The following is a 21,785-nucleotide window of genomic DNA, read 5'->3' as shown; positions in this document are numbered from 1 at the left end:
ACATCATGAAAACGGTATTGATCGTGGGCGCGTCGCGCGGGCTCGGCCACGAATTCGTGCGAGGATATTGCCGCGATGGGTGGCGCGTGCTCGCCACGGCCCGCAACGCTGCTTCGCTGGAAGCACTTGAGGCCATGGGCGCAAAAACCTTCTCGGTCGACACAACCCAACCCGAGCAGATCGCGGCGCTCGGCTGGCACCTCGACGGCGAGAAGCTGGATGTCGCGATCATCGTGTCGGGCGTGTATGGTCCGCGAACCGAACACGTGGAAACCGTGCTGTCAGAAGATTTCGATCAGGTCATGCAGACCAATGTCCGCGGCCCGATGCAATTGCTGCCCATTCTGCTGCCGCTCACCGACGCAGCGCATGGCGTGCTCGCGGTCGTGTCGAGCAAGATGGGCGGGATTGCGGAGATGAACGGGACGGCGGGCTGGCTGTATCGGGTGAGCAAGGCCGCGGTGAATGCGGCGTTGAAGGCGGCATCGCTGGAAGTGCGCGGCTCGACTTGCATCGCTTTGCATCCGGGATGGGTGCGCACCGAGATGGGCGGCGCGTCGGCGGCGATCGAACCGGCGCACAGCATTTCCGGAATGCGCGCGGTGATCGCAGCAGCGGCGGCGAACCCTAAAAAATTTAATGGTTCGTTCGTGCAGTACGACGGTACGCCGCTCGCGTGGTGAGTGCTGTGCGTCAGTACGGGTTCCGAAGCGAGCATTTCAAACAAACGAAGAGGACATGAAGTGGCGTATCAAGTACATGGCGTGGCGTCGTCGGGGAATTGCTACAAGGTCCGGCTTGCACTCGAACAACTGAGCCGGCCGTATGTCTGGCATGAAGTAGACATGATGAACGGCGCCACGCGCACCGAGGCGTTCCGTCAGTTGAATCCGAACGGCAAGGTGCCGGTGCTGCAGATCGATGAGCACACGTGCCTGTTCGAATCGGACGCGATCCTGTATTACCTCGCCGAAGGCACGCCGCTACTGCCGACCGACCGTCTCTCGCGGGCGCGCGTCCTGCAATGGATGTTCTTCGAGCAATACAGCCACGAACCCAACATCGCGGTTGCGCGCTTCATTCTTCAGTTCGCCAAACACCCTGACGATCCGCGCCTGCCCGAGAAAACCGCGGGTTCGTATCGCGCGCTCGACGTGATGGAAACGCATCTCGCGACGCGGACGTATTTCGTCGATGAGCAATACACCATCGCGGACATTGCGCTGTATGCGTACACCCATGTCGCCGATGAAGCCAACCTCGACCTTGGCCGGTATCCCGCCATTCGCGCATGGCTGGCTCGCGTAAAGGCGCAGCCGCGACACATCGAGATGCCGGGCGTCGACGTATGAAGGAGGTCGGGGAATGCCCTTGCGGCGGCGCGTCGCCGGGATCGAACAACGCTCTCAAGCGCCCGCCTCAATATGCCGAATGTTGCGGACGCTTCATAGAAGGCGGCGTGCCGGCGGGCAACGCCATGGAGTTGATGCGCTCGCGCTACACGGCCTACGTGCTCGGCAACACGTCGTATTTACGCGCGACCTGGGCCGAGAGCACCTGCCCACGCGACCTGGAAACCTCCGCTGATCCCGCCACCCGCTGGCTCGGCTTACAGATAAAAAGCTTCACGCCCGTTGACGCGGACCACGCCGAGGTCGAATTCGTCGCCCGATACAAGCTCGGTGGCCGCGCATTCCGCTTGCATGAGACGAGCCGTTTCGAACGTGATGCCGCCGGGTTGTGGCGTTATGTTGACGGTGATCTCCGCGATTGAAACGTCATAGCGACGAAACTTGCTGCATCGCGGCAATAATTTCCTTAACGACTGCTTTCGCCCCGAAATTTGTCTGTCGCGCGGGTACTTTCTAATTGCGCCTATTCATTTTGTCCGGGTACCCTAGCTTTTCGCCAGTCACTGGCGAATGATATTAAGTCACTGTTTCATAAGCTAAATATCTGTCAGTGCAGCGGTGTTGCGTATTGAAGCCCATTGTCATGTCTATTCGGGACATGACTTGACGATCCGACCAGCGATACTAATTACAGTACGAACGTCCGGATCGATGGATTGTGACAATAAGCTGGCTCGTGCTTTGGGAAATCAGCCGGGTCGAGAAGCGGGTGGAGTTTCGGGGATGGCATTGAGGCAAGTGTTGTCAGGTTGTGTCATGGTGTGTGCGCTCGCGGCGGTGTCCGCCTCGGCGCTTGCAGAGCCGTTCCCGGGTGCGCAGCAGTACGCGAAGCTCGAGGGGCCCGCCTTCGGCACGGTGCCGCGGTCGTTCGATCCCTCGCTTCCGGTCGTTGAGTCAAACCTCAACGAGTCCGTCGTCGAAGTGCCTTCAGGCGATGTCTCGCTTGAAACCACCATCTTCAAACCTGATGGCCCGGGTCCGTTCCCGATGGTCGTCTTCAATCACGGCAAGCTCCCCGGCAATGCGCATGACCAGGCGCGCGCGCGTCCGATCGCCTTTGCGCGCGAGTTCGTGCGTCATGGGTATGTCGTCGTTGTGCCGAATCGCCGTGGCTTTGCGGATTCGGGCGGCGAATATACCGGCAACGGTTGCGATGTCGAAGCCAACGGTTTCACGCAAGCGCGCGACGTCACGGCCACGCTGGCTTACATGGACAAACAGCCGTTTGTCGACAGCCAGCATGTAGTGGTGGCGGGCGCTTCGCATGGCGGGCTGGTGACCATGGCGTATGGCGCCCGCGACGCGCATGAGGCGAAGGGCGTGCGTGGCCTGATCAATTTCTCCGGTGGCCTGCGTCAGGACGAGTGTCCCGGCTGGCAGAAGAACCTGACGAGCGCGTTTGGTGAATACGGTGAGCATGTGAAGTTGCCGTCGTTGTGGATGTACGGGACCAACGACTCCGTTTGGCAGGGCAACTTGCCTGAGGAAATGTTCACGTCGTATAGCGCGCACGGCGCGAAGGCCGATATGGTGAACTTCGGTGCGTATAAGAACGATGCGCATCGGCTGGTGGGGGATCGTGACGGTGTGGCGATCTGGTGGCCGCGCGTGAAGACGTTCCTCGAGGATGTCGGCATGCCGACGGATCGGCAATATCAGGTTTCGGATCCGCAAGCGCCCACGCCGACGGGTTATGCATCCGTGGATGCGGTGAAGGCAGTACCGTTCCTCGATGAGCGCGGTCGCGAGGGCTACGAGAATTTTCTGCATCAGTATTCGAGTCGTGCGTTCGCGGTGTCGGATTCAGGCGCGTGGTCGTGGGCGGAAGGGGGCGACGACCCTATGTCGGTGGCGTTGAACGGGTGCCAGAAGCAGAGCAGCGATCCATGCCGGTTGTATGCCGTTGATAATGCTGTGGTGTGGAATGACCGGAATGTTTCGCAGACGCAGACAGCCTCACGGTAGGGCGTAGGGGCCTTTGAGGCAGCCAAAGGCTGGTAGCTGGGGGTGGTTCTGCTGGCGGTTGGTGTTGTGCCGGGTTGCTAGGTTGCTAGGTTGCTGCGTTAGCGGTCGGGGTCTATGCCGGGTTGCTAGGTTCTGGGGTTAGCGGTCTGGGTCTATGCCGGGTTGCTGCTTTCGGGGTTAGCGGTCTGCCTGAGTTGGCTATTCTCTTTATCACTATTAGCCACTGCGCGTGGCGGCGCGTCATTTCTTTGTCCAAAGCGACAAAGAAACGAAGCAAAGAAAGCGCTTTCAAAACGCGGGCTCATAAGTTGACCTAGCGTGCAGTTTTGGTGTTTTTGGCACCCCAAAAGCACGGTGCTCGCAAGAGCGACGGATGTGTGAAACCCTCCTTCTCCGAACACCGATACCCACACGCTTCGCCACCAGTGACTGAATCTGCCCAAGGGGCACCCCGCGCTATCCGCGGACAACCACCCACCGAATTTGTACGCACGCCGAACCACGTCACCAACCCGCCTCGAAACAAGGTGCTCGGATAGATGAGGCCCAACCAGCAAAAATAACCGGGTCGATCACGCCGACTAAGCAGCTAACCCATGAAGACCTGTAGCGGTAAATACGCGTGGGGCCGTGCGGGTTTCTTGGCAAGGGTGCTTGCCCGAGAGCGTACGGGGCGAAGCGTGTGCGTGTAAGAATTCGCGAGAAGGAGGGGTTCACACATCCGTCGTTCTGGCGAGCACCGTGCTTTTGGGGTGCCAAAAACGTGGAAACTGCACGCTAGGTCAACTTATGGGCCCTCGTTTTGAAAGCGCTTTCTTTGCTTCGTTTCTTTGTCGCTTTGGACAAAGAAATGACGCGCCGCCACGCGCAGTGGCTAATAGTGATAAAGAAAATAGCTCACTCACGCAGACCGCCAAGCCAAGCAGCAGCAACCCGGCATAGACCCCGACCGCTAATGCAGGAACCTGGCCCCCAAGCGCGAGCGAAAAACCTCTGACCGAGCGCCAGCGCGAAATAACCCCCAAACCCCACCAACACCCTCCACGATAAGCGAAGTTAGCAGCGACGCCAGACAATCACCCAACGCGTCCCACGCCCACCGGAGGTCCCCCGGCCTCCCAAAATCGAATCCCGCTGCGAATTTAGGGATAATTGGTGCTCAGCGAAACCGTGTCGCGCACATCGAGAAACCCCCATGACCGATGCAATGAACCTGCAGCGCCTGAAAGTCACCGTCGACGGCTACGTAGCACGCGTCACGCTCAATCGCCCCGACGTCCGCAACGCCTTCGACGAAGCCACCATCGTCGAATTGACCGCAGCCTTCCGCGCGCTCGCCGATGACAACGCCATCCGCGTCATCATCCTCGCCGCAAACGGCCCCGCATTCTGCGCAGGCGCCGACCTCAACTGGATGAAACGCATGGCAGCCTACTCGGACGCAGAAAATCGCGCCGACGCCCTCGGCCTCGCCACCATGCTCAACACCATTTACGCCTGCAACAAACCCGTGATCGCGCAAGTCCAGGGCGACGCGTACGCAGGCGGCATGGGGCTCGTAGCCGTCGCCGACATCGCCATCAGCGCGGATTCAGCGCACTTCTGCCTGTCGGAGGCGAAGCTCGGGCTGATGCCCGCCACCATCGCGCCCTACGTGATCAGGGCAATCGGCGCGCGCGCATCGCACCGATACTTCGTCACCGCCGAACGTTTCGATGCCGCCGAAGCACTGCGCATCGGCCTCGTGCATCAGGTCGTTGTAGCCGATGCGCTGGATGCCACCGTCAACGCAGTCGCAGCCTCAATCGTCGCGAATAGCCCGAACGCGGTGCGCGAGTGCAAGCAACTCGTTGTCGATCTGGCGGACAAGCCAATCAATGAATCGCTGATCTCGGACACCGCCGACCGTATCGCACGCATTCGCGCCTCGGACGAAGGGCGCGAAGGCGTGCGCAGTTTCCTGGAAAAGAGCAAGCCGTCGTGGCTCGCCTGAATGTAATCGGGAGTGTTGCCTGAGTGCTCGTATGACCGCATGACCGGCCACTCCCCTGGAGTCGTTTTGAACCTGAACAACCAGCCAAAGCCTGCACCCGATGACTGGGTCGCACGCTCGCTACGCGCCGTCTGGCACCCGTGCACGCAAATGAAACATCACGAGCGCACACCGCTCGTGCCCATCGCTCGCGGCAAGGGCGCGTGGCTCTACGACCACGACGGCCATCGATATCTCGACGCCATCAGCTCGTGGTGGGTCAACCTCTTCGGCCACGCGAATCCTCACATCAATGCAGCGCTGAAAGATCAACTCGACACGCTCGAACACGCGATGCTCGCCGGCTGCACGCACGAACCCGCCGTCCTGCTCGCCGAGCGTCTGCACGCCCTGACACAGCAAACGCTAGGCCATGCATTTTTCGCATCCGATGGCGCATCGGCAGTTGAAATTGCGTTGAAAATGAGCTTCCACTTCTGGCGCAACAGCGGCCACGCGGAGAAGCGCGAGTTCGTCTGCCTCGCGAACAGCTATCACGGCGAAACCATCGGCGCGCTCGGCGTGACCGACGTCGCGTTGTTCAAGGACGCCTACGATCCGCTGATTCGACATGCGCACGTGGTGACATCGCCGGATGCCCGGCAAGCCCGCGAAGGTGAGACTGCACGCGACGTCGCACAACGCGCGCTCGCCGATATGAAAACGCTGTTCGACGCCAAAGCTTCGCAGCTTGCAGCCGTGATCGTGGAACCGCTTGTTCAATGCGCGGCCGGCATGGCGATGCACGATCCCTCATATTTGAAGGGCCTGCGTGCGCTATGCGATGACTACGGCGTGCATCTCATCGCCGATGAAATCGCTGTCGGCTGTGGTCGCAGCGGCACGTTCTTCGCGTGCGAACAGGCCGCGATCTGGCCGGACTTCCTGTGTTTATCGAAGGGAATCAGCGGCGGGTATTTGCCGCTATCCATCGTGCTAACTCGCGATGAAATCTACGCCGCGTTCTACGACGACGACATGACGCGCGGCTTCCTCCACTCTCATTCGTACACGGGCAATCCCCTCGCCTGCCGCGCCGCTTTGGCGACGCTCGATCTGTTCGAAAGCGGGAATGTGCTCGAAGAGAACCGCCGTAAATCGTCCGTGTTGCGCGATGCGCTTAGCCCACTTCAGGATCATCCGCACGTCAGGAACCTGCGCGAACGCGGGACCATCTTTGCGTTCGATGCGATCATCGAAGACCCTGTTCAAGCACGCTCTTTCTCACGACACTTCTTCGAAAAGGCCCTGAAACACGAGCTATTGTTGCGACCGATAGGCAAAACCGTCTACCTGATGCCGCCGTACATCCTCAGCGACGACGAACTCGCGCTGCTCGCCGAACGCACCCGCATTGTCTTCGACGCCACGTTATCGGAGGCCGCATGAGCAACACATCGCCGGCTCTTTTCGAGTCCCTGAAACAAGGTCTCGCCGATATCGATAGCAACGGTCTGCGTCGTCGCCGGCGCATTGTCGATGGCGCCTGCGCCGCTCACATGACGGTGGATGGGCGCGAGATCATCGGCTTCGCGAGCAACGATTATCTCGGCCTCGCGGCGCATGAAACGCTGCGCGAAGCACTGGCGGAAGGCGCACGACAATACGGCACTGGCAGCGGCGGATCGCATCTGCTCGGCGGCCATTCGCGCGCACATGCGCAACTCGAATACGACCTCGCGGCGTTTTCCGGCGGTTTTGTCGACCAGGCGCGCGCGCTGTATTTCAGCACCGGCTACATGGCGAATCTCGCGACGCTGACTACGCTCGGCGCCGCGGGTAAGTCAGGCGGCCGCGACGCGCTGATGTTCTGCGACGCTTTAAACCATGCATCGCTGATCGATGGCGCGCGATTGTCGCGCGCGGAGATTCGCATCTATCCTCATGCCGACGCCGAAGCACTCGACGCCATGCTCGAGGCATCGGCGAATGAGGGCGGCACGAAGATCATCGTCACGGACTCCGTCTTCAGCATGGACGGCGATATCGCCCCGCTCGCGCAGCTGCTCAAACTAGCGGAGCGTCACGGCGCGTGGCTGGTTGTCGACGACGCGCACGGCTTTGGCGTGCTCGGTCCGCAAGGCCGCGGCGCGCTGGCCGAGGCTGCGTTGCACTCGCCGCATCTGGTTTATGTCGGCACGCTCGGCAAGGCAGCGGGTGTGTCTGGCGCGTTCGTGATCGCGCATGAAACGGTGATCGAATGGTTCGTGCAGCGCGCGCGGCCGTACATCTTTACGACGGCATCGGCGCCGGCCGTAGCGCACGCGGTATCGGCGAGTTTGAAGATCATCGGCGGACAGGAAGGCGACGCAAGACGTGCGCACCTTGCTACGTTGATCGACAGTACGCGCGCCATTTTGCAACGCACGCGCTGGTCGCCCGTGGATTCGCATACTGCCGTTCAACCGTTGATCATCGGCGGCAATGAAGAGACTCTGAAGCTCGCCGCGGCTCTCGATGAACACCACATGTGGGTGCCCGCAATCCGGCCGCCGACCGTTCCCGTTGGCACATCGCGCCTACGCATTTCGCTTTCCGCGGCGCATAGCCACGACGACCTCGCGAAGCTCGACGATGCACTGCAAACCCTGAGCAATCGATCATGACCGCGCCGCTCTCTCTCTTCGTCACCGGCACCGATACCGAGATCGGCAAGACGCTCGTATCGGCTGCTTTGCTGCATGGCTTCGCTGCACTCGGCCTGCGCGCCGCCGCGATGAAACCCATCGCGGCCGGCGCTTTCGAACGCGACGGCGAGTGGCACAACGAAGACGCCGATCAACTCGATGCCGCCGCGAACGTCGCACTGCCACCATCGATACGCACGCCGTTCCTGCTGAAGGACGCCGCCGCGCCGCACATTGCGGCAGCCCGCGAGAATGTGTCGCTGGATATTGCGCGGATCGTGGACGCGCACAAGTTCGCCGTGCAGCAAGCTGACGTGGTCGTGGTGGAAGGCGTGGGCGGATTCCGCGTGCCGCTCACCGATGTCCACGATACCGCCGACCTCGCGTTCGCATTGAACCTGCCGGTCGTGCTCGTGGTCGGCATGCGGCTCGGCTGCATCAGCCATGCGTTGCTGAGCGCTGAGGCCATCGCGGCACGCGGGCTGCATCTGGTGGGCTGGGTGGCTAACCAGATCGATCCCGACATGCTGTTTCCCGCTGAAAACATCGAAGCAATCCGGCTGCGGCTGGACAGTCAATACAACGCGCCGCTGCTTGGCACGATTCCCCGCCTCACGCCGCCGGATGCTCGCGCGGCTACGACTTATATCGATACCTCCCTGCTGCTGGACACGCTTCGTTCAGCCGGCGCGGGCCAATGATTCATCGCTATATGAATAAGGATCCTCACATGACGCAAGTGCAATCTACCGAGAAGACGACTCAACCTTCCGCACCGCAAACCCTGGCTCGCTGGCGCGTCGCGGATATCGTCGCGCTCTACGACCTGCCGTTCAACGACCTGCTGTTTCGCGCGCAGGCTGTGCATCGCGAACACTTCGATGCCAACACGGTCCAGCTCTCCACGCTGCTGTCGATCAAGACCGGCGGTTGCCCGGAAGATTGCGCCTACTGCCCGCAGTCGTCGCATCACGACACGGGGTTGAAGGCCGACAAACTGATGGCCGTCGATGAAGTCCTCAAGGCCGCCGAAATCGCCAAGGCAAACGGCGCGACGCGTTTCTGCATGGGCGCGGCGTGGCGCAATCCGAAGGATCAGCATCTGGAACCGATCGCCGACATGATTCGCGGCGTGAAGGCGATGGGCCTCGAAACCTGCGTGACGCTCGGCATGCTGGAAGGGCATCAGGCGGCACGCCTGCGCGACGCGGGGCTGGACTACTACAACCATAACCTCGATACATCGCCGGAGTTCTACGGCCAGATCATCTCGACGCGCACGTATCAGGATCGTCTGGATACGCTCGAGCATGTCCGCGATGCCGGTATCAACGTGTGTTGCGGCGGGATTGTCGGCATGGGCGAATCGCGGCGCGAGCGCGCAGGGCTGATTACGCAACTGGCGAACATGGAGCCGTATCCGGAATCGGTGCCTATCAACAATCTGGTGCAAGTGGAAGGCACGCCGCTGACGGGCACCGCGCCGCTCGATCCGTTTGAATTCGTGCGTACCATCGCGGTTGCGCGCATCACGATGCCCAAGGCAATGGTGCGGTTATCGGCGGGACGCGAGCAAATGGATGAAGCGTTGCAGGCGCTGTGTTTCCTCGCCGGCGCGAACTCGATTTTCTACGGCGACCAGTTGCTGACGACGAGCAACCCGCGGGCTGAAGCCGACCGGAAGTTGCTGGAGCGGTTGGGGATGCGCGCGGAGGCGTCGCAACAGATGCAGGCGGCGGAGGCTTGTGAGGTTAAGTGCGGGCACGCGCAGGTGCAGTGATCGGCGAGTCGCTTGATTTGCTGACTTGAAGCGCAGTTGATAGGTCTGAAATCCCCCGCGATCGTCTGATCCGGGGGATTTTTTCGATTGCACTGACGACGTCACTCCGTGAGCGTGCGGGTCCCGTCAATGTTGTGCAGTTGGAACCGCGCCGGAGATTCCTCCATCGCATGGGTCTTCTTCAGGTTCTCAATGACCACGTCCAGGTTGCTGTAGTCAAACTGTGCACACCATCGCGCCATCTTGGCCAGGCTTCGCACAAAGTCGATGGGCTCGTTTTCTTGCGTGAGCTTGCGCAGACAATCGACGAACTGCGGATGGAACAGGGTGGGCACGATGATTCGGTGCAAGCCTGTACGCGAGAGTTCGGCATTCATCACGAGCCGCGACACCCGCCCATTGCCGTCGACAAACGGATGAATTTCGGCGACCAGGAACATATAGAAAATAGCGCGGGCTAGTCCCTCCGGAACGCTAAGCGCAATGCGCGACCCTTCTTCGAAGGTTCCCCGTACCTGCGCCGGGTTCACGAACTGGGTCGTGCCGGCGTAGTTGGTCTGCGTTTTGATTTTTCCAGGGCTGGCCTCAGGCCGCGCATGAAGCATTTTTGCGTGCCACTCCAGCAGCGCGGGCAGAAATTCTTCTCCCGATACTGGCGGACTGTGGCGGTAAGGTGCTTCGATCGCCAACCGATACACACCGAGGACGTCGTGCGAGTCCTTTGGGCGCGTCGTCACGACCTTGTTGTTGATGACGATGTCGCGCGCTTCCTCGATGGAAAATTTGGTGCCTTCCACGTAGTTCGAAAAATACGACTCGACGAAAGCCCGGTTATGCCGTGCGACACCAGCCGGAACAGCGTCCGCGATGCGGGGCAGAGCAGCCCCACGGAGGTAGCCGGCAAGCAGGCCGAAGCGCTCGATACGTTCGCGATCGACTGGTTTGCCTTTCGATACAAGAATCCCTTCAGTCGTCTTCAGTTCACCCTTCTCGTGCGTCCCAAGGAGTTCGCCAATCAGGCCCCGCAAGGTTTCGAGTTCTTCCTTCATGCCAAGCGGCTCGGCCAGCGATGCAGCCTTGTCACGCAACTCGTTGAGGAACGCTTCTCCTGAGGCATTTAGCCGCTCGATAAGCCACTTCTCGACCTCCTCCTGACCTACCCGGCGCGGCGCCTTGCGCCCAAGATTTTCAAGCAACATCCGCGGCTGGCTCGCCCAGTGCAGTCCACTCTGACTGAGAGGCATATCCCCTGGCAGCGGCCCAGGCCCTTCGACGAGTTGGAAAGCGAGCCCGGGCAATTCGAGCTTTTTGCGCACGAGGCTTGGGTGCGAAACCATCCAGACATGGTCTTGCGGCTGGCCTTGGAAGGCGCTGATATGCGAAACGACACCCCCTGGAATGAGCATGCCGCCGATTTCCACCCATTGCGCACGCACTCGCCGTTCTACTTCGGCCTGACCACCCTCGTTGCTGGCGTACAGGCCTTTAAACACGCGGGTCAGCTTTCCGCCAACGGCGCTGCGTTGCACCTTGCGTCGCGCGGCGGGACTCAGGCGCGACAGGAAAATGATGTCCTCGGTCGCGAGCTTGACGGCAGCGGCCTTCTTGATGATCGTGACGTTCATGGGAGCGGAAGCGGTTGTCGCGTAACGTCACATCTTACAGACCTAACCCCCTATTTTGTCGTGTAGCGTCACCTTAACCAGCTTATTTGTCGCGTAGCAGCGAAAAACTCAAATTTTTACCTTCCGTTGGGCTTGCGGGAAAATGTCGCTTTCCAGCGAAGAAAGAGCCCACAATCCCGGAAAATGTCGCGTGGCATCTCCAAAACTAGCTATTTTGTCGCGTAGCATCGAAAGAATGATAATTGTGCTTGATGCCGGTAGGCTCATGCCGCTCCCACCCCTCAATTCTTATCCACGATCACCTGATCGAACGTGCCGCCATCGGAGAAATGGGTTTGCTGTGCTTTCTGCCAGTTGCCGAAAACCTGCTCCACCGTGAACGTCTTGATCGGCTTGAATTCGCTGGCGTGTTTCGCCAGCACCTCTGCATTACGCGGCCGCAGATGATGTTGCGCGATGATTTCCTGCGCCGCCGGCGTCCACAAATAATCCAGGTACGCCTGCGCTTCCTTGCGCGTCCCGCGCTTGTCCACGACCTTGGCAACCACCGCGACCGGCGGCTCGGCTAACAAACTCACTGACGGATACACCGCGTCGAAATCCTTGCCCGATGCGCCCGCATCCATCAACGCGACTTCGTTTTCAAACGTCACCAGCACGTCGCCAATACCGCGTTGCGTGAAGGTTGTCGTAGCGCCTCGGCCGCCGGTATCCAGCACCGGCACGTTCTTGAAGATGGCTTTCTCGAACGCTTGAGCCTGTTCATCGGTTGCGCCTTGCTGCTTCTTGTAGCCCCACGCCGCCAGATACGCATAACGCCCATTACCCGACGTCTTCGGATTCGCGATCACGACCTGCACGCCGGGACGCGCGAGATCGCTCCAGTCCTTGATGTTCTTCGGGTTTCCATGACGCACCAGAAACACCATGGTGGTCGTATACGGCACCGCGTTATTCGGCAGAAGTGTGCGCCAGTTGGCCGGCACCAAACCACCACGCTCGACCAGCAAGTCGATGTCGTTGGGCTGGTTCATCGTCACCACATCAGCCTGCAGACCCTGCATCACCGACAAAGCCTGCGCACTCGACGCCCCATGCGACTGGCGCACGGAAAGCGTCTCGCCGGTCTTCTGTTTATAGTCGGCAATAAAAGCGGTATCGATGTCCTTGTACAACTCGCGCGTGACGTCGTAAGAGACGTTGAGCAACGCCGTATCGGCGTGAGCAAATGAGGTGAACGTAGCGAAACCCAGCGCCGCGATTGCTGCCCAATGCTTCAAACCCGCCATACAGCCCCCGATTGTTCGAATAGTGAAAACCACTGCGAAGCGGCGATTCTATCGAAAAGTCAGGAATGTAATTCAGCGGACAACTCATCCATAGGCCGCCTGTTCGATGTGCTCGAATTGGTCGAACATGTCCGGCTGCTCCGCGAAATGGGCCGGGGCCGCGCAATGAATCAAGGTATCGACGAAATATTTTGCGCGCGGCCAAGGGCCGAAACCTGACGCCGTGTTGATGTGCCCGGCGTCTCCCAGATTCACGAACGCGCTGCCAAGCTGGCTCGCAAGGCGCATCGCCTGGTCGAAGGGCATCCACGGGTCGGTCATGCTCGCGATCAGTACCGATGGCACACCCAGACGGCGCGATTCGAACGCGCCGGCAAAACGGAATTTGTCCGGGCTGGCGGGCGCGACGAACAGCACGCCGGCAACGGCGTCGCCAGTTAGCCCTTGTGCGATCGCATGCGCGGCCGCGAGGCAACCGAAACTATGTGCTGCAAGAATCACGGGACCATGGACGCTCGTCACGGTATCCGCGACCGATTGCGCCCACGCGTCCAGTTGAGGCGCGTCCCAGTCGTCCTGCTCGACGCGTCGAGATCTGGCAAATTGCCGCTCCAGCCACGTTTGCCAGTGCGCGCCCTCGCTGCCGTGCAGACCCGGTACGGTGACGAGCCGCGGCGGCCAGGCGGATGTGCTGCATGAACTCATGTGAACCTCGCTGCCAGCTCGTAGCCGGCATGGTGAGGAACAATTTTGCTGCGTGAGCGCGTCGGCGCGAACCAAGTTTTCGTCATTTGGTTATCGGCGGCGATCGGGCGATGGCCGCACGTAGTCTCCCGCGTTACGTGTGCAAATCGGCAAAAACGCGGCGAAACCGTAAAATAGGCTTAATTTCGGACACAATTCAACGCTCGATCCGCGCGCCCTTTCCCCCCGTGAACAAGAACTTTCGATGAAGATCATTCTCTACGAGCACCACGCCGAAGCCTCGCTCTGGCTTGACGATCTGTCCCGCGCGCTTCCCGGCGCCGATGTACGCCTGTGGCAACCCGGCGACAACGCCCCCGCGGACTACGCCGTCGTCTGGCGCGCGCCAGCCGAGTTGTTCGCGAACCGGCCGGATCTGAAGGCGGTCTTCAATCTGGGCGCGGGCGTCGATGCAATCCTGGAAATCGAACGGAAGCTTCCCGGCACGCTGCCGCCCAATGCGCTGCTCGTGCGCCTGGAAGATAGCGGCATGGGCCACCAGATGGTCGAATACGCAGCCCACACGGTGCTGCGCTACCTGCGCCGCCTGGACGAATACGATGCGCTCCAGCGCGAGCATCGTTGGCAAAAACTACCGCCCTATGCGCTCAAGGACTTCACGGTCGGCGTGCTGGGCATGGGCGTTCTCGGCGCACGGGTCGCGCAGGCGCTGACGGCGTTCGGCATGCCGGTGCGCGGTTTTAGCCGTACCAAGCGGGATGTCGAGGGCGTCAAGACTTTCGCCGGCGACGAACAGTTCGAGTCCTTCCTCGACGGCACCAGAGTGCTCATCAACCTGCTGCCGCATACGCCGGATACCGAGGGCATCCTAAACCGGCGCACGTTCGAACGCCTGGCGCCGGGCGCGTATCTCGTCAATCTGGCGCGCGGCGGGCATCTGGTCGACGACGATTTGCTCCACGCGATGCAAACCGGCCAGATCGCCGCCGCAACACTCGATGTATTCCACACCGAACCGCTGCCGGACAATCATCCGTTCTGGCGCACGCCGCGCCTCACGATCACGCCGCATATCGCCGCAGAAACGCTGCGCGAGGAAAGCACGGAGCAGGTCGCGAACAAGATCATGGCGCTTGCGCGCGGCGAGCCGATATCCGGCATAGTCGATGTGAAACGCGGTTACTGAAACCGCAAAGACAAACACGCATTCCAAGGAGACAGCCATGCTACCGGCCAAGGTAAAAATCGTCGAAGTAGGACCGCGCGACGGCTTGCAGAACGAGAAGGAATTCGTTGCGACCGAGGTGAAGATCGAACTGGTGAACCGGCTGGCGAACGCGGGTTTGCTGAACGTTGAATCGGCGTCATTCGTCTCGCCAAAATGGGTGCCGCAAATGGCGGACGGCGCGGCCGTGATGGCCGGTATCGAGCGGCGTCCGGGCACGATTTACTCGGCGCTCACGCCCAATCTGCGCGGCTTCGAAGCGGCGCTGGATGCGAAGGCCGATGAGATCGTCATCTTCGGCGCGGCGAGCGAAGCGTTCTCGCAGAAGAACATCAACTGCAGTATTGCGGAGAGCATCGCGCGCTTCGAACCTGTCGCGAAGGCCGCGAAAGAAGCAGGACTGCGCGTGCGCGCCAGCATTTCGTGCGCGCTGGGATGTCCCTATCAAGGCGATGTGCCGATCGAAGCAGTGGTCGATGTCGTGCAGCGCATGAAGGCGCTCGGCTGCGATGAAATCGATATCGCCGACACCATCGGCGTAGGCACCGCGGGCCGCACGCGCGAGGTGATGGCGGCGGTATCGAAGGTATTTCCACGCGAACGGCTCTCCGGCCATTTCCACGACACCTACGGTCAGGCGGTCGCGAATATCTACGCGTCGCTGCAGGAAGGCATCGAGATTTTCCACGCGTCCGTGGCGGGACTCGGCGGCTGTCCGTACGCGAAAGGCGCGACCGGCAACGTCGCGACCGAGGACGTGATCTTCCTGCTGAACGGGCTCGGTATTGAAACCGGCGTCGATCTCGATCAGCTCGTGGAGATCGGTGATTTCATTTCGCAGGCGATCGGCAAGCCGAGCGCATCGCGAGTGGGACGTGCGCTGCTCGCGAAGAAACGCGACGGCGTGGCGCCCTGCGTTTGATGATCGGCTTATGACTATGGAAAAAACACGATGAACGAAACACTCGACGCCCTGCCCGATTCCGCTCGCCGCGTCGCGCTCCTGCTGCAGGAACGCGGACACACCAAATCTGTTGTGATGCTGTCCGAAACCGGCAAGACATCGGCTGAAGCAGCGGCCGGCCTTGGCTGCTCGGTCGCGCAAATCGCCAAGTCGATCCTGTTTCGCCGCAAGAAAGACGACGCGCCCGTGCTCGTGATTGCCAGCGGCGTGAATCGTGTGGACGAGAAGAAAGTGGCTGAACGCGTAGGGGAACTCGCCCGCGCCGACGCCAAGTTCGTCCGCGAGAAAACCGGCTACGCAATCGGCGGCGTGTGCCCGATCGGCCATGCCACCACGCCGCTGACGCTGATCGATGAAGACCTGCTCGCACTTGACAGCCTCTGGGCTGCCGCCGGTCATCCGCACGCCGTGTTCAACCTGACGCCGCAGGAACTGGTCGCGCTGACCGGCGCGCCGGTCGCCGATGTCGCGTTGCGCGAGACTGCGTAATGACCGAGGCCGTGGCATCGCCGTGTATCGATGTATGCAGGATGAATTCATCGACGGGGCTTTGCGACGGCTGTTTTCGCACCATCGATGAAATAGCGGCCTGGTCATCCTTCGATGACGCGCAACGGGCGGCAGTTCTGACGCAAGCGCAAGCACGCCGGAAGGGGCCGCGTGTCGTGCATATCGGCGAAAGCTTCACGGCCACGCTTGCTTTGCCGCCAGACTCCATCAAGTCGTTTGCCACGCTGGTGAACGATCACAACCCGCTGCATCACGACGATGCCTACGCCCAGGCCAGCCGCTTCGGCTCGCTGATCGCATCCGGCACGCAACCCACCGCGCATTTGATGGCGATGCTCGCCACGCATTTTTCCACCTACGCCCAGCCGCTCGGCCTTGAATTCGGCCTCAAGCTCGTGCGCGCGGTCAAGGCGAACGACGTGCTCGCGATGAGTTGGAAAGTGACTGAAGCGCACTGGAAACCGAGCTTGAACGGCGATCTCGTGAAGCTGGAAGGCCTGGCTCTGAACCAGCACGGCGAGATCGTGGTCAAGGCGAGCGCGACCATCGTCGTGATGCCGAAGGAGCGGAACGCATGATTGCGTTACCGGTGTGCATGCGGGTGTTCGAGCGTGGCTGGCTGTCGTCGAATAACGTGCTTTTCATCGATGCGACGCACGCCGCGCTGGTCGATTCGGGCTACGAGACACACGCGCCACAGACGAATGACCGCAGACAGCCAAAAAGAAGCCGCTTGTCAGCTATCGATTTTTTGTCGAACGGCCAAGCCCAAGCGGCGGAATTTTGTTGACGTGATCAGCGCCGACTGCATCGTAGCGCGCCTGTTTTTGGGACGCATCGGTGCTTTCCCTACAGACATATAACAACCGGCTTAACGCGCCATGATGCGCGTACGCTGCGCCCTTATGCGGCCTCGGTTGCCTCGAAAAACGCGAGCATTTCCGCAAGCAATTCATCGGGTACTTCTTCCGGGATATAGTGGCCCGAAGGCAACGCCCGGCCGCTGACATCGCGTGCGACACGACGCCATTCGACCAACGGCTCGAAGCATTGCTCGATCACGCCTTCCTGTCCCCACAACACCCGCAGCGGACACGCGAGCCGGTTGCCGCATTCGATATCCGCCCGGTCGTGCTCGAGATCAATGCTCGCCGACGCCCGGTAGTCCTCGCACATCGCATGCACCGCGCCCGGCTGACGCAACGCGTCGCGGTAGGCCTGCAAAGCGTGCGGCGCAAACGGCGCGAGACCCGCGTGGCGACTGCCCATCACGCGCTCGACATACGCGTCCGGATGCGCACCGATCAGCAATTCCGGCAGCGGCTCCGGCTGGATCAGGAAGAACCAGTGAAAATAGGCCGTGGCGAAGACGCGATCGGTGGCGTCGTACATGGCAAGCGTCGGCGCTATGTCGAGCAGCATGAGACGGTCGACAGCCTGCGGAAAATCCAGCGCCATCCGGTGCGCCACGCGCGCGCCGCGATCGTGCGCGCAGACCATGAAGGTATCGAACCCGAAGTGCCGCATGACCGCGACCTGATCGGCGGCCATCGCGCGTTTCGAATAGGGTGTGTGCTGCGCGTCGCTGGGCGGTTTCGCCGATGCGCCGTAACCGCGCAGGTCGGTCGCAATCACGGTGAAATGCTGCGCCAGGGGCGCCGCCAGCCGATGCCAGATCTCATGCGTTTGCGGGTGGCCGTGAAGCAGCAGAAGCGGCGGCCCGTTACCGCCCTTCATGCCGAAAATATCGACGCCCGCAGCATCGAAGGTGAACGGCTCGTAGTCTTCGAACGACATGGCGTGAATAATCAGCGTGGCGGGAAAAGCATTGTAGGCGTCCCCGGCGATACTAAACTGCTTGCTGACCGGCCCTTTCGTGGAAGCTGAACACTTCTTCCAATTTCGGTGGCGATCGCGGATCGGAAGATTCACCTATAATAGAACGGTCGTTCGCATGCATTCGGTGCATGCGCTGAGCTTCGCCCAAGTCCGGCCGCAAGCGCCATGCGAGGTTATCGTGACCCCACGTCAGATGGACGCGCGCGTATCGCCGGCTTTCACATTCAATCAGGAGACACGTTCATGGCACTTCCCGCCGCTCTGCAACACCTCGCGCTGCCCGTCATCGCTTCGCCGATGTTCATCGTCAGCTATCCCGAGCTCGTGCTCGCGCAATGCAAGGCGGGTATTGTCGGCTCGTTTCCTGCGCTGAACGCGCGGCCGGCCGAGTTGCTCGACGAATGGCTCACGCAGATCGGCGAGGGAATCGAGGCGCATAAGGCGGCGAATCCGGGCGCGCCGGTCGGACCGATTGCCGTGAACCAGATCGTGCATCACTCGAACGCGCGGCTTGAGGCGGACGTGCGGGTGTGCGTGGAGCATCGCGTGCCGATCTTCATCACGAGCCTGCGCGCACCGGTCAAGGAGATGATCGACGCCGTGCACAGCTACGGCGGCATCGTGCTGCACGACGTGATCAACTTGCGGCACGCGGAGAAGGCGCTGGAAGCGGGCGTCGATGGCCTGATCCTGGTTGCAGCCGGCGCCGGCGGACACGCGGGCATGACCTCACCGTTCGCGCTGGTAGGCGAAGTACGGCGCATTTTCGATGGCCCGATCGCGTTGTCCGGCGCCATTGCCAACGGCGGCTCGATTCTCGCCGCACAAGCCATGGGCGCGGATTTCGCGTATATCGGCACGCGCTTTATTGCCACGCGCGAGGCGCATGCGCTTGAAGACTACAAGACTGCGATCGTGGGATCGAAGGCTGCCGACATCATCTACACCAACCTCTTCACCGGCGTGCACGGCAACTACATTCGCCAGAGCATTCTCAACGCGGGACTCGATCCGGATGCGCTGCCGGCATCGGATAAGGCAGCGATGAATTTCGGCGACTCGGCGATCAAAGCCAAGGCGTGGAAGGAAATCTGGGGCGCGGGACAAGGCGTCGGCTTGATGGACGATGTGCCGACGGTCGCTGAACTCGTGTCGCGCCTCACGCACGAATACGACGACGCAAAAACGCGCCTCGGCATTTCGCTATAAAGCGGGCGGGAGTTTTCGCCAAGCGCGTTAAATTGCTCGTACGCACTGACAGCAAAAACGCCGCCTCGTGACTTGGGGCGGCGTTTTTGCGTTGTTACCGGGAGCCAGCGCTTAACACTCGCTCTGCTGGCTCAGAACTTCGTGCGAATGCCGACGCCGTACGTATCGCCGCTCGACATGCTCGTGTACTTGTCGTTCAGGTACGCGGCATAGACGTCAGTGCGCTTGGACAGCGGATAGTCGTAGCCGAGCGCCCAGCTCTTGTGCGTCTGGTCAAGGCCGCCGTTGCTGCGCGAGTACGCATACGACGCCATCACCGAACCCACGCCGACCGGAATGGTCACGCCGCCCTGGCCCGTGTTCACGTGGAACGAACCCGGATCGATATCGTTGTGCGTGTACATGTACTGCGCGAAGAACTTGACGAACTTCATGTCGTACGACGCGCCTAACTGGCCTACGCTCTGGCTCTTGTACCCGGCCACGAACGACGTCAGGTCGCCCGGCGTTGCGCTGAAATTCACGTACTGATACACGCCGGTCGCCGCAAACGGGCCATGGAAATACAGGAATTGCGCACTGTATTTCTTCGCGCCGTTTTGTCCGGCCTGGTTGCCGAAGCTGTACATCGCGCTACCCGACAAACCGCTGAAATCAGGCGTGGTGTACTGAACGGAATTGTCCCAACCCGAATCGCCGACAACGCCCTGGTCCGTCGTGTACGTCGGGAACGTGCTCTGACCGAGGAACACGTGATACACCATCGGCGAGAACGTGTACGAATCGATGAACGGGTTGAACAGAATCGTCGATACAAACAGCTGCGTGGTCAGCCGGCCAGTGGTGAACGTACCGTACGGCGACTCGATGCCGACATACGAGTTGCGTGCGAAAAATGTATCGCCCTGGAAGCGGCCGTAATTGCCGTTCTGCGCCCGGAAGAAGCTCTCCAACGTGAAGATCGCTTTGTACCCGCCACCCAGATCTTCACTGCCTTTCATGCCCCAGTACGACGTCGACATGCCGCCGCCGCCGACATTCCAGGCCGTTTGGCTACCGGGGAATTTAGTGGCGCCCACCCATTCGTCGACCTGTCCGTACAACTGGACGCTCGATTGTGCTTGGGCGGAACTGGCGGCAAGCAAGCCGAACATGCCGGCAGTAACGGTAGCCTTGGCCGCGGCCTTAAGCACGCGGTTCACGGATGGCTTCATGGACTCTCCTGTCGTATTAACGTTAAAACGGGATTCGGCGAGGGGATTGCCTCGCTTGATCGGACTGTTCTTATAAATGTCCGCTATGCATGCAAATGGCTTAGGGCGGGACCATCTTTACGGATCATTTTTCCGGACAAAAATAACTTTCCTTATGCTGTCTATAGCGGTTTGAATACATTGCGCGCGACGAACTTTTATTGACTGACGTAACGCAGTGCGAAAAGGACGTCTGAAGCAAGAGACGGCCTGCAAGGCGATAGCCCGCGATGCTATATGCCACGGTGCGCCCGGGCAATCTGCATTCCGGCAACAATAAAAATGCGATCAGAAACGCCAAGCGGTCGCATTGTTAATGCGACTAATTTTGAGAGGAATGGACATGGGCTTCCGACGATGAAACTGTGGCGCGATAACGTCATTGCGACGCTAGCCATAGACGGGAGAATTGTTTTTTGTTTTGCACTCCACTCGATAGCAAATTGCGACCGGTCGAACCAACGGTTCGAACTAGCGGGTAAAGAACATCGCGGGGCTTACGAAGGACGGTGAGAGAGGCGCGGGATTTTTTGAAGGTCGGCGAGGACGCATTTCGCCCATTGCTACCCCCACTTGCAGACTCTATGCACGAGGGTAATTACGCGGCCGACTGTACGCGCCGGATACTTCCGCCATCAGTTCCGATAGGGAGAGTTCGCGGGCGAGCGTGGGGCATCGCCTTGGCGGCCTGACGGACGCGAGCTACCGCGTTCCTCGTTGTAACGTGCGATGTCGGCGCGGATTGATCCGCCGGTGGGTAATTGCGCCGCTTGCTCGGCACGCGGTCCGCCGCGTACTTCCGCGCTGATCGGAGTCAGGCCCGAACCCGCCGCAACACGTTGATAACGGAACGGCTGCGCACCACGCTCAAAGGCGTCCACTCGCATTGCATGCCGGTTCGCGGCCTTCCATTGCCCCTGACCCGCATTGCGGTTGAACATCCCGCCGTTATTCCCGCCAGCGTAAGCCAGCGACGCACACAAGGTCGACGCCGCAACCAATCCGGTAGCAGCGGCGAGGATCAAGCGAGCGATAGGTCGAAATCGGGTGAGCAACATGTCGATACTGCGAATTGTCCGGCTATGTTCAAGCGTGTTGGCGGAGTGAGCACCGCCGAGCATCGCCGACCGGTCAATTGTCGGAGCATCAGGCCTGCGTTTCCAAACGCGCCTGCTGACCGGTCTGTCATTCAATTTATTGCGCTGCGCGACTGGAGTCGAGCCAAAAAGTGTTAGGTCTTCCTGAGGGTTGTAACACCATGTTACTTCACTGTTTTTTGGCTCTTTTCGAGATGCTCCACTGTGCTTCTGTCTTATCAAATCCGGCTTGATTTCGTGGCGCTGAACAGGG

At 60.6% G+C, this 21,785-nt stretch carries 20 protein-coding genes and 1 pseudogene; 15 read left to right on the top strand and 6 right to left on the bottom strand.

Annotated features, from left to right (window positions below; all coding sequences use genetic code 11):
• The first annotated feature begins 5 nt into the window (after window positions 1–5).
• The 9 genes from ACSOSP_RS14275 (at window position 6) to bioB (ending at window position 9,816) form a co-directional block, all read left to right on the top strand.
• On the top strand, window positions 6–683 hold the full coding sequence (locus tag ACSOSP_RS14275) for an SDR family oxidoreductase (protein WP_455307625.1): 678 nt from the start codon (window positions 6–8) through the stop codon (window positions 681–683).
• A gap of 60 nt (window positions 684–743) precedes the next feature.
• Window positions 744–1,352 carry a glutathione S-transferase family protein gene (locus tag ACSOSP_RS14270; protein ID WP_455307623.1) on the top strand — a complete coding sequence of 203 codons (609 nt, stop codon included), beginning with the start codon at window positions 744–746 and terminating at the stop codon, window positions 1,350–1,352.
• The gene (locus ACSOSP_RS14265; protein WP_455307621.1) at window positions 1,349–1,774 is read left to right on the top strand and encodes a YchJ family protein; all 426 of its coding nucleotides are present in this window, start codon (window positions 1,349–1,351) and stop codon (window positions 1,772–1,774) included. Before ACSOSP_RS14270 ends, ACSOSP_RS14265 begins: the two co-directional genes overlap by 4 nt.
• 361 nt (window positions 1,775–2,135) lie before the next feature.
• Window positions 2,136–3,377, top strand: coding sequence for a dienelactone hydrolase family protein (locus tag ACSOSP_RS14260; RefSeq protein ID WP_455307619.1), 1,242 nt, complete (start codon window positions 2,136–2,138; stop codon window positions 3,375–3,377).
• Between the two features lie 1,207 nt (window positions 3,378–4,584).
• Entirely contained in the window at window positions 4,585–5,370 is a 786-nt protein-coding gene (locus tag ACSOSP_RS14255; RefSeq protein WP_455310967.1) for an enoyl-CoA hydratase/isomerase family protein, read from the top strand.
• A gap of 66 nt (window positions 5,371–5,436) precedes the next feature.
• Complete coding sequence (bioA, locus tag ACSOSP_RS14250) at window positions 5,437–6,798, top strand: adenosylmethionine--8-amino-7-oxononanoate transaminase (protein WP_455307616.1); 1,362 nt, start codon at window positions 5,437–5,439, stop codon at window positions 6,796–6,798.
• Window positions 6,795–8,015 (top strand): 8-amino-7-oxononanoate synthase, encoded by a 1,221-nt coding sequence (bioF, locus tag ACSOSP_RS14245; RefSeq protein ID WP_455307614.1) that lies wholly within the window; start codon window positions 6,795–6,797, stop codon window positions 8,013–8,015. Before bioA ends, bioF begins: the two co-directional genes overlap by 4 nt.
• Complete coding sequence (gene bioD / locus ACSOSP_RS14240; RefSeq protein ID WP_455307612.1) at window positions 8,012–8,737, top strand: dethiobiotin synthase; 726 nt, start codon at window positions 8,012–8,014, stop codon at window positions 8,735–8,737. The genes bioF and bioD overlap by 4 nt, the downstream gene beginning before the upstream one ends.
• 29 nt (window positions 8,738–8,766) lie before the next feature.
• Window positions 8,767–9,816: a biotin synthase BioB gene (bioB, locus tag ACSOSP_RS14235; protein ID WP_455307610.1), complete on the top strand. Its 1,050-nt coding sequence runs from the start codon at window positions 8,767–8,769 to the stop codon at window positions 9,814–9,816.
• Window positions 9,817–9,917: 101 nt separating this feature from the next.
• On the opposite strand, the gene ACSOSP_RS14230 is transcribed toward bioB, so the two are convergent.
• From ACSOSP_RS14230 to ACSOSP_RS14220, 3 genes are all read right to left on the bottom strand, one after another.
• The gene (locus tag ACSOSP_RS14230) at window positions 9,918–11,441 is read right to left on the bottom strand and encodes a Fic family protein (protein ID WP_455307608.1); all 1,524 of its coding nucleotides are present in this window, start codon (window positions 11,439–11,441) and stop codon (window positions 9,918–9,920) included.
• Window positions 11,442–11,722: 281 nt separating this feature from the next.
• Window positions 11,723–12,730, bottom strand: a complete 1,008-nt coding sequence (locus tag ACSOSP_RS14225) for a sulfate ABC transporter substrate-binding protein (RefSeq protein WP_455307606.1) — start codon at window positions 12,728–12,730, stop codon at window positions 11,723–11,725.
• An 84-nt stretch (window positions 12,731–12,814) separates the two neighbouring features.
• Complete coding sequence (locus ACSOSP_RS14220; RefSeq protein ID WP_455307604.1) at window positions 12,815–13,435, bottom strand: RBBP9/YdeN family alpha/beta hydrolase; 621 nt, start codon at window positions 13,433–13,435, stop codon at window positions 12,815–12,817.
• 244 nt (window positions 13,436–13,679) lie between these two features.
• Between ACSOSP_RS14220 and ACSOSP_RS14215 the strand changes: the two genes are divergently transcribed.
• From ACSOSP_RS14215 to ACSOSP_RS14195, 5 genes and pseudogenes are all read left to right on the top strand, one after another.
• A complete protein-coding gene (locus tag ACSOSP_RS14215; RefSeq protein ID WP_455307602.1) occupies window positions 13,680–14,621 on the top strand; it encodes a 2-hydroxyacid dehydrogenase in 942 nt (313 codons plus the stop codon).
• Between the two features lie 37 nt (window positions 14,622–14,658).
• A complete protein-coding gene (locus tag ACSOSP_RS14210) occupies window positions 14,659–15,582 on the top strand; it encodes a hydroxymethylglutaryl-CoA lyase (RefSeq protein WP_455307600.1) in 924 nt (307 codons plus the stop codon).
• Between the two features lie 30 nt (window positions 15,583–15,612).
• Window positions 15,613–16,113: a YbaK/EbsC family protein gene (locus tag ACSOSP_RS14205; protein WP_455307598.1), complete on the top strand. Its 501-nt coding sequence runs from the start codon at window positions 15,613–15,615 to the stop codon at window positions 16,111–16,113.
• Window positions 16,113–16,712, top strand: a complete 600-nt coding sequence (locus tag ACSOSP_RS14200; protein WP_455307596.1) for a DUF1289 domain-containing protein — start codon at window positions 16,113–16,115, stop codon at window positions 16,710–16,712. The genes ACSOSP_RS14205 and ACSOSP_RS14200 overlap by 1 nt, the downstream gene beginning before the upstream one ends.
• Window positions 16,709–16,837, top strand: a pseudogene (locus tag ACSOSP_RS14195) (MBL fold metallo-hydrolase); the annotation flags it as partial. The gene ACSOSP_RS14200 and the pseudogene ACSOSP_RS14195, both read left to right, overlap by 4 nt.
• 200 nt (window positions 16,838–17,037) lie before the next feature.
• Here ACSOSP_RS14195 and ACSOSP_RS14190 read toward each other — a convergent pair.
• Entirely contained in the window at window positions 17,038–17,931 is an 894-nt protein-coding gene (locus ACSOSP_RS14190) for an alpha/beta fold hydrolase (RefSeq protein WP_455307594.1), read from the bottom strand.
• A gap of 285 nt (window positions 17,932–18,216) precedes the next feature.
• On the opposite strand from ACSOSP_RS14190, the gene ACSOSP_RS14185 reads away from it, so the two are divergent.
• The gene (locus ACSOSP_RS14185; protein ID WP_455307592.1) at window positions 18,217–19,182 is read left to right on the top strand and encodes an NAD(P)H-dependent flavin oxidoreductase; all 966 of its coding nucleotides are present in this window, start codon (window positions 18,217–18,219) and stop codon (window positions 19,180–19,182) included.
• Window positions 19,183–19,313: 131 nt separating this feature from the next.
• On the opposite strand, the gene ACSOSP_RS14180 is transcribed toward ACSOSP_RS14185, so the two are convergent.
• Complete coding sequence (locus tag ACSOSP_RS14180) at window positions 19,314–20,336, bottom strand: porin (protein ID WP_455310966.1); 1,023 nt, start codon at window positions 20,334–20,336, stop codon at window positions 19,314–19,316.
• A 734-nt stretch (window positions 20,337–21,070) separates the two neighbouring features.
• A complete protein-coding gene (locus ACSOSP_RS14175; RefSeq protein ID WP_455307590.1) occupies window positions 21,071–21,493 on the bottom strand; it encodes a hypothetical protein in 423 nt (140 codons plus the stop codon).
• Between the last annotated feature and the right edge of the window lie 292 nt (window positions 21,494–21,785).

It is taken from the genome of Caballeronia sp. KNU42 (assembly GCF_053760385.1).
This window is presented reverse-complemented; position numbering and strand designations above follow the sequence as displayed.

Excerpts from the sequence above, each read along its gene's own strand:
- ACSOSP_RS14190 (WP_455307594.1), bottom strand. The coding sequence starts at position 17,931 with ATGTCGTTCGAAGACTACGAGCCGTTCACCTTCGATGCTGCGGGCGTC.
- ACSOSP_RS14265 (WP_455307621.1), top strand. The coding sequence starts at position 1,349 with ATGAAGGAGGTCGGGGAATGCCCTTGCGGCGGCGCGTCGCCGGGATCG.
- ACSOSP_RS14215 (WP_455307602.1), top strand. The coding sequence starts at position 13,680 with ATGAAGATCATTCTCTACGAGCACCACGCCGAAGCCTCGCTCTGGCTT.
- ACSOSP_RS14230 (WP_455307608.1), bottom strand. The coding sequence starts at position 11,441 with ATGAACGTCACGATCATCAAGAAGGCCGCTGCCGTCAAGCTCGCGACC.
- ACSOSP_RS14205 (WP_455307598.1), top strand. The coding sequence starts at position 15,613 with ATGAACGAAACACTCGACGCCCTGCCCGATTCCGCTCGCCGCGTCGCG.
- ACSOSP_RS14210 (WP_455307600.1), top strand. The coding sequence starts at position 14,659 with ATGCTACCGGCCAAGGTAAAAATCGTCGAAGTAGGACCGCGCGACGGC.
- ACSOSP_RS14275 (WP_455307625.1), top strand. The coding sequence starts at position 6 with ATGAAAACGGTATTGATCGTGGGCGCGTCGCGCGGGCTCGGCCACGAA.
- bioF (WP_455307614.1), top strand. The coding sequence starts at position 6,795 with ATGAGCAACACATCGCCGGCTCTTTTCGAGTCCCTGAAACAAGGTCTC.
- ACSOSP_RS14200 (WP_455307596.1), top strand. The coding sequence starts at position 16,113 with ATGACCGAGGCCGTGGCATCGCCGTGTATCGATGTATGCAGGATGAAT.
- bioB (WP_455307610.1), top strand. The coding sequence starts at position 8,767 with ATGACGCAAGTGCAATCTACCGAGAAGACGACTCAACCTTCCGCACCG.
- ACSOSP_RS14180 (WP_455310966.1), bottom strand. The coding sequence starts at position 20,336 with ATGTTCGGCTTGCTTGCCGCCAGTTCCGCCCAAGCACAATCGAGCGTC.
- ACSOSP_RS14255 (WP_455310967.1), top strand. The coding sequence starts at position 4,585 with ATGAACCTGCAGCGCCTGAAAGTCACCGTCGACGGCTACGTAGCACGC.
- ACSOSP_RS14220 (WP_455307604.1), bottom strand. The coding sequence starts at position 13,435 with ATGAGTTCATGCAGCACATCCGCCTGGCCGCCGCGGCTCGTCACCGTA.
- ACSOSP_RS14175 (WP_455307590.1), bottom strand. The coding sequence starts at position 21,493 with ATGTTGCTCACCCGATTTCGACCTATCGCTCGCTTGATCCTCGCCGCT.
- bioD (WP_455307612.1), top strand. The coding sequence starts at position 8,012 with ATGACCGCGCCGCTCTCTCTCTTCGTCACCGGCACCGATACCGAGATC.
- ACSOSP_RS14185 (WP_455307592.1), top strand. The coding sequence starts at position 18,217 with ATGGCACTTCCCGCCGCTCTGCAACACCTCGCGCTGCCCGTCATCGCT.
- ACSOSP_RS14260 (WP_455307619.1), top strand. The coding sequence starts at position 2,136 with ATGGCATTGAGGCAAGTGTTGTCAGGTTGTGTCATGGTGTGTGCGCTC.
- ACSOSP_RS14225 (WP_455307606.1), bottom strand. The coding sequence starts at position 12,730 with ATGGCGGGTTTGAAGCATTGGGCAGCAATCGCGGCGCTGGGTTTCGCT.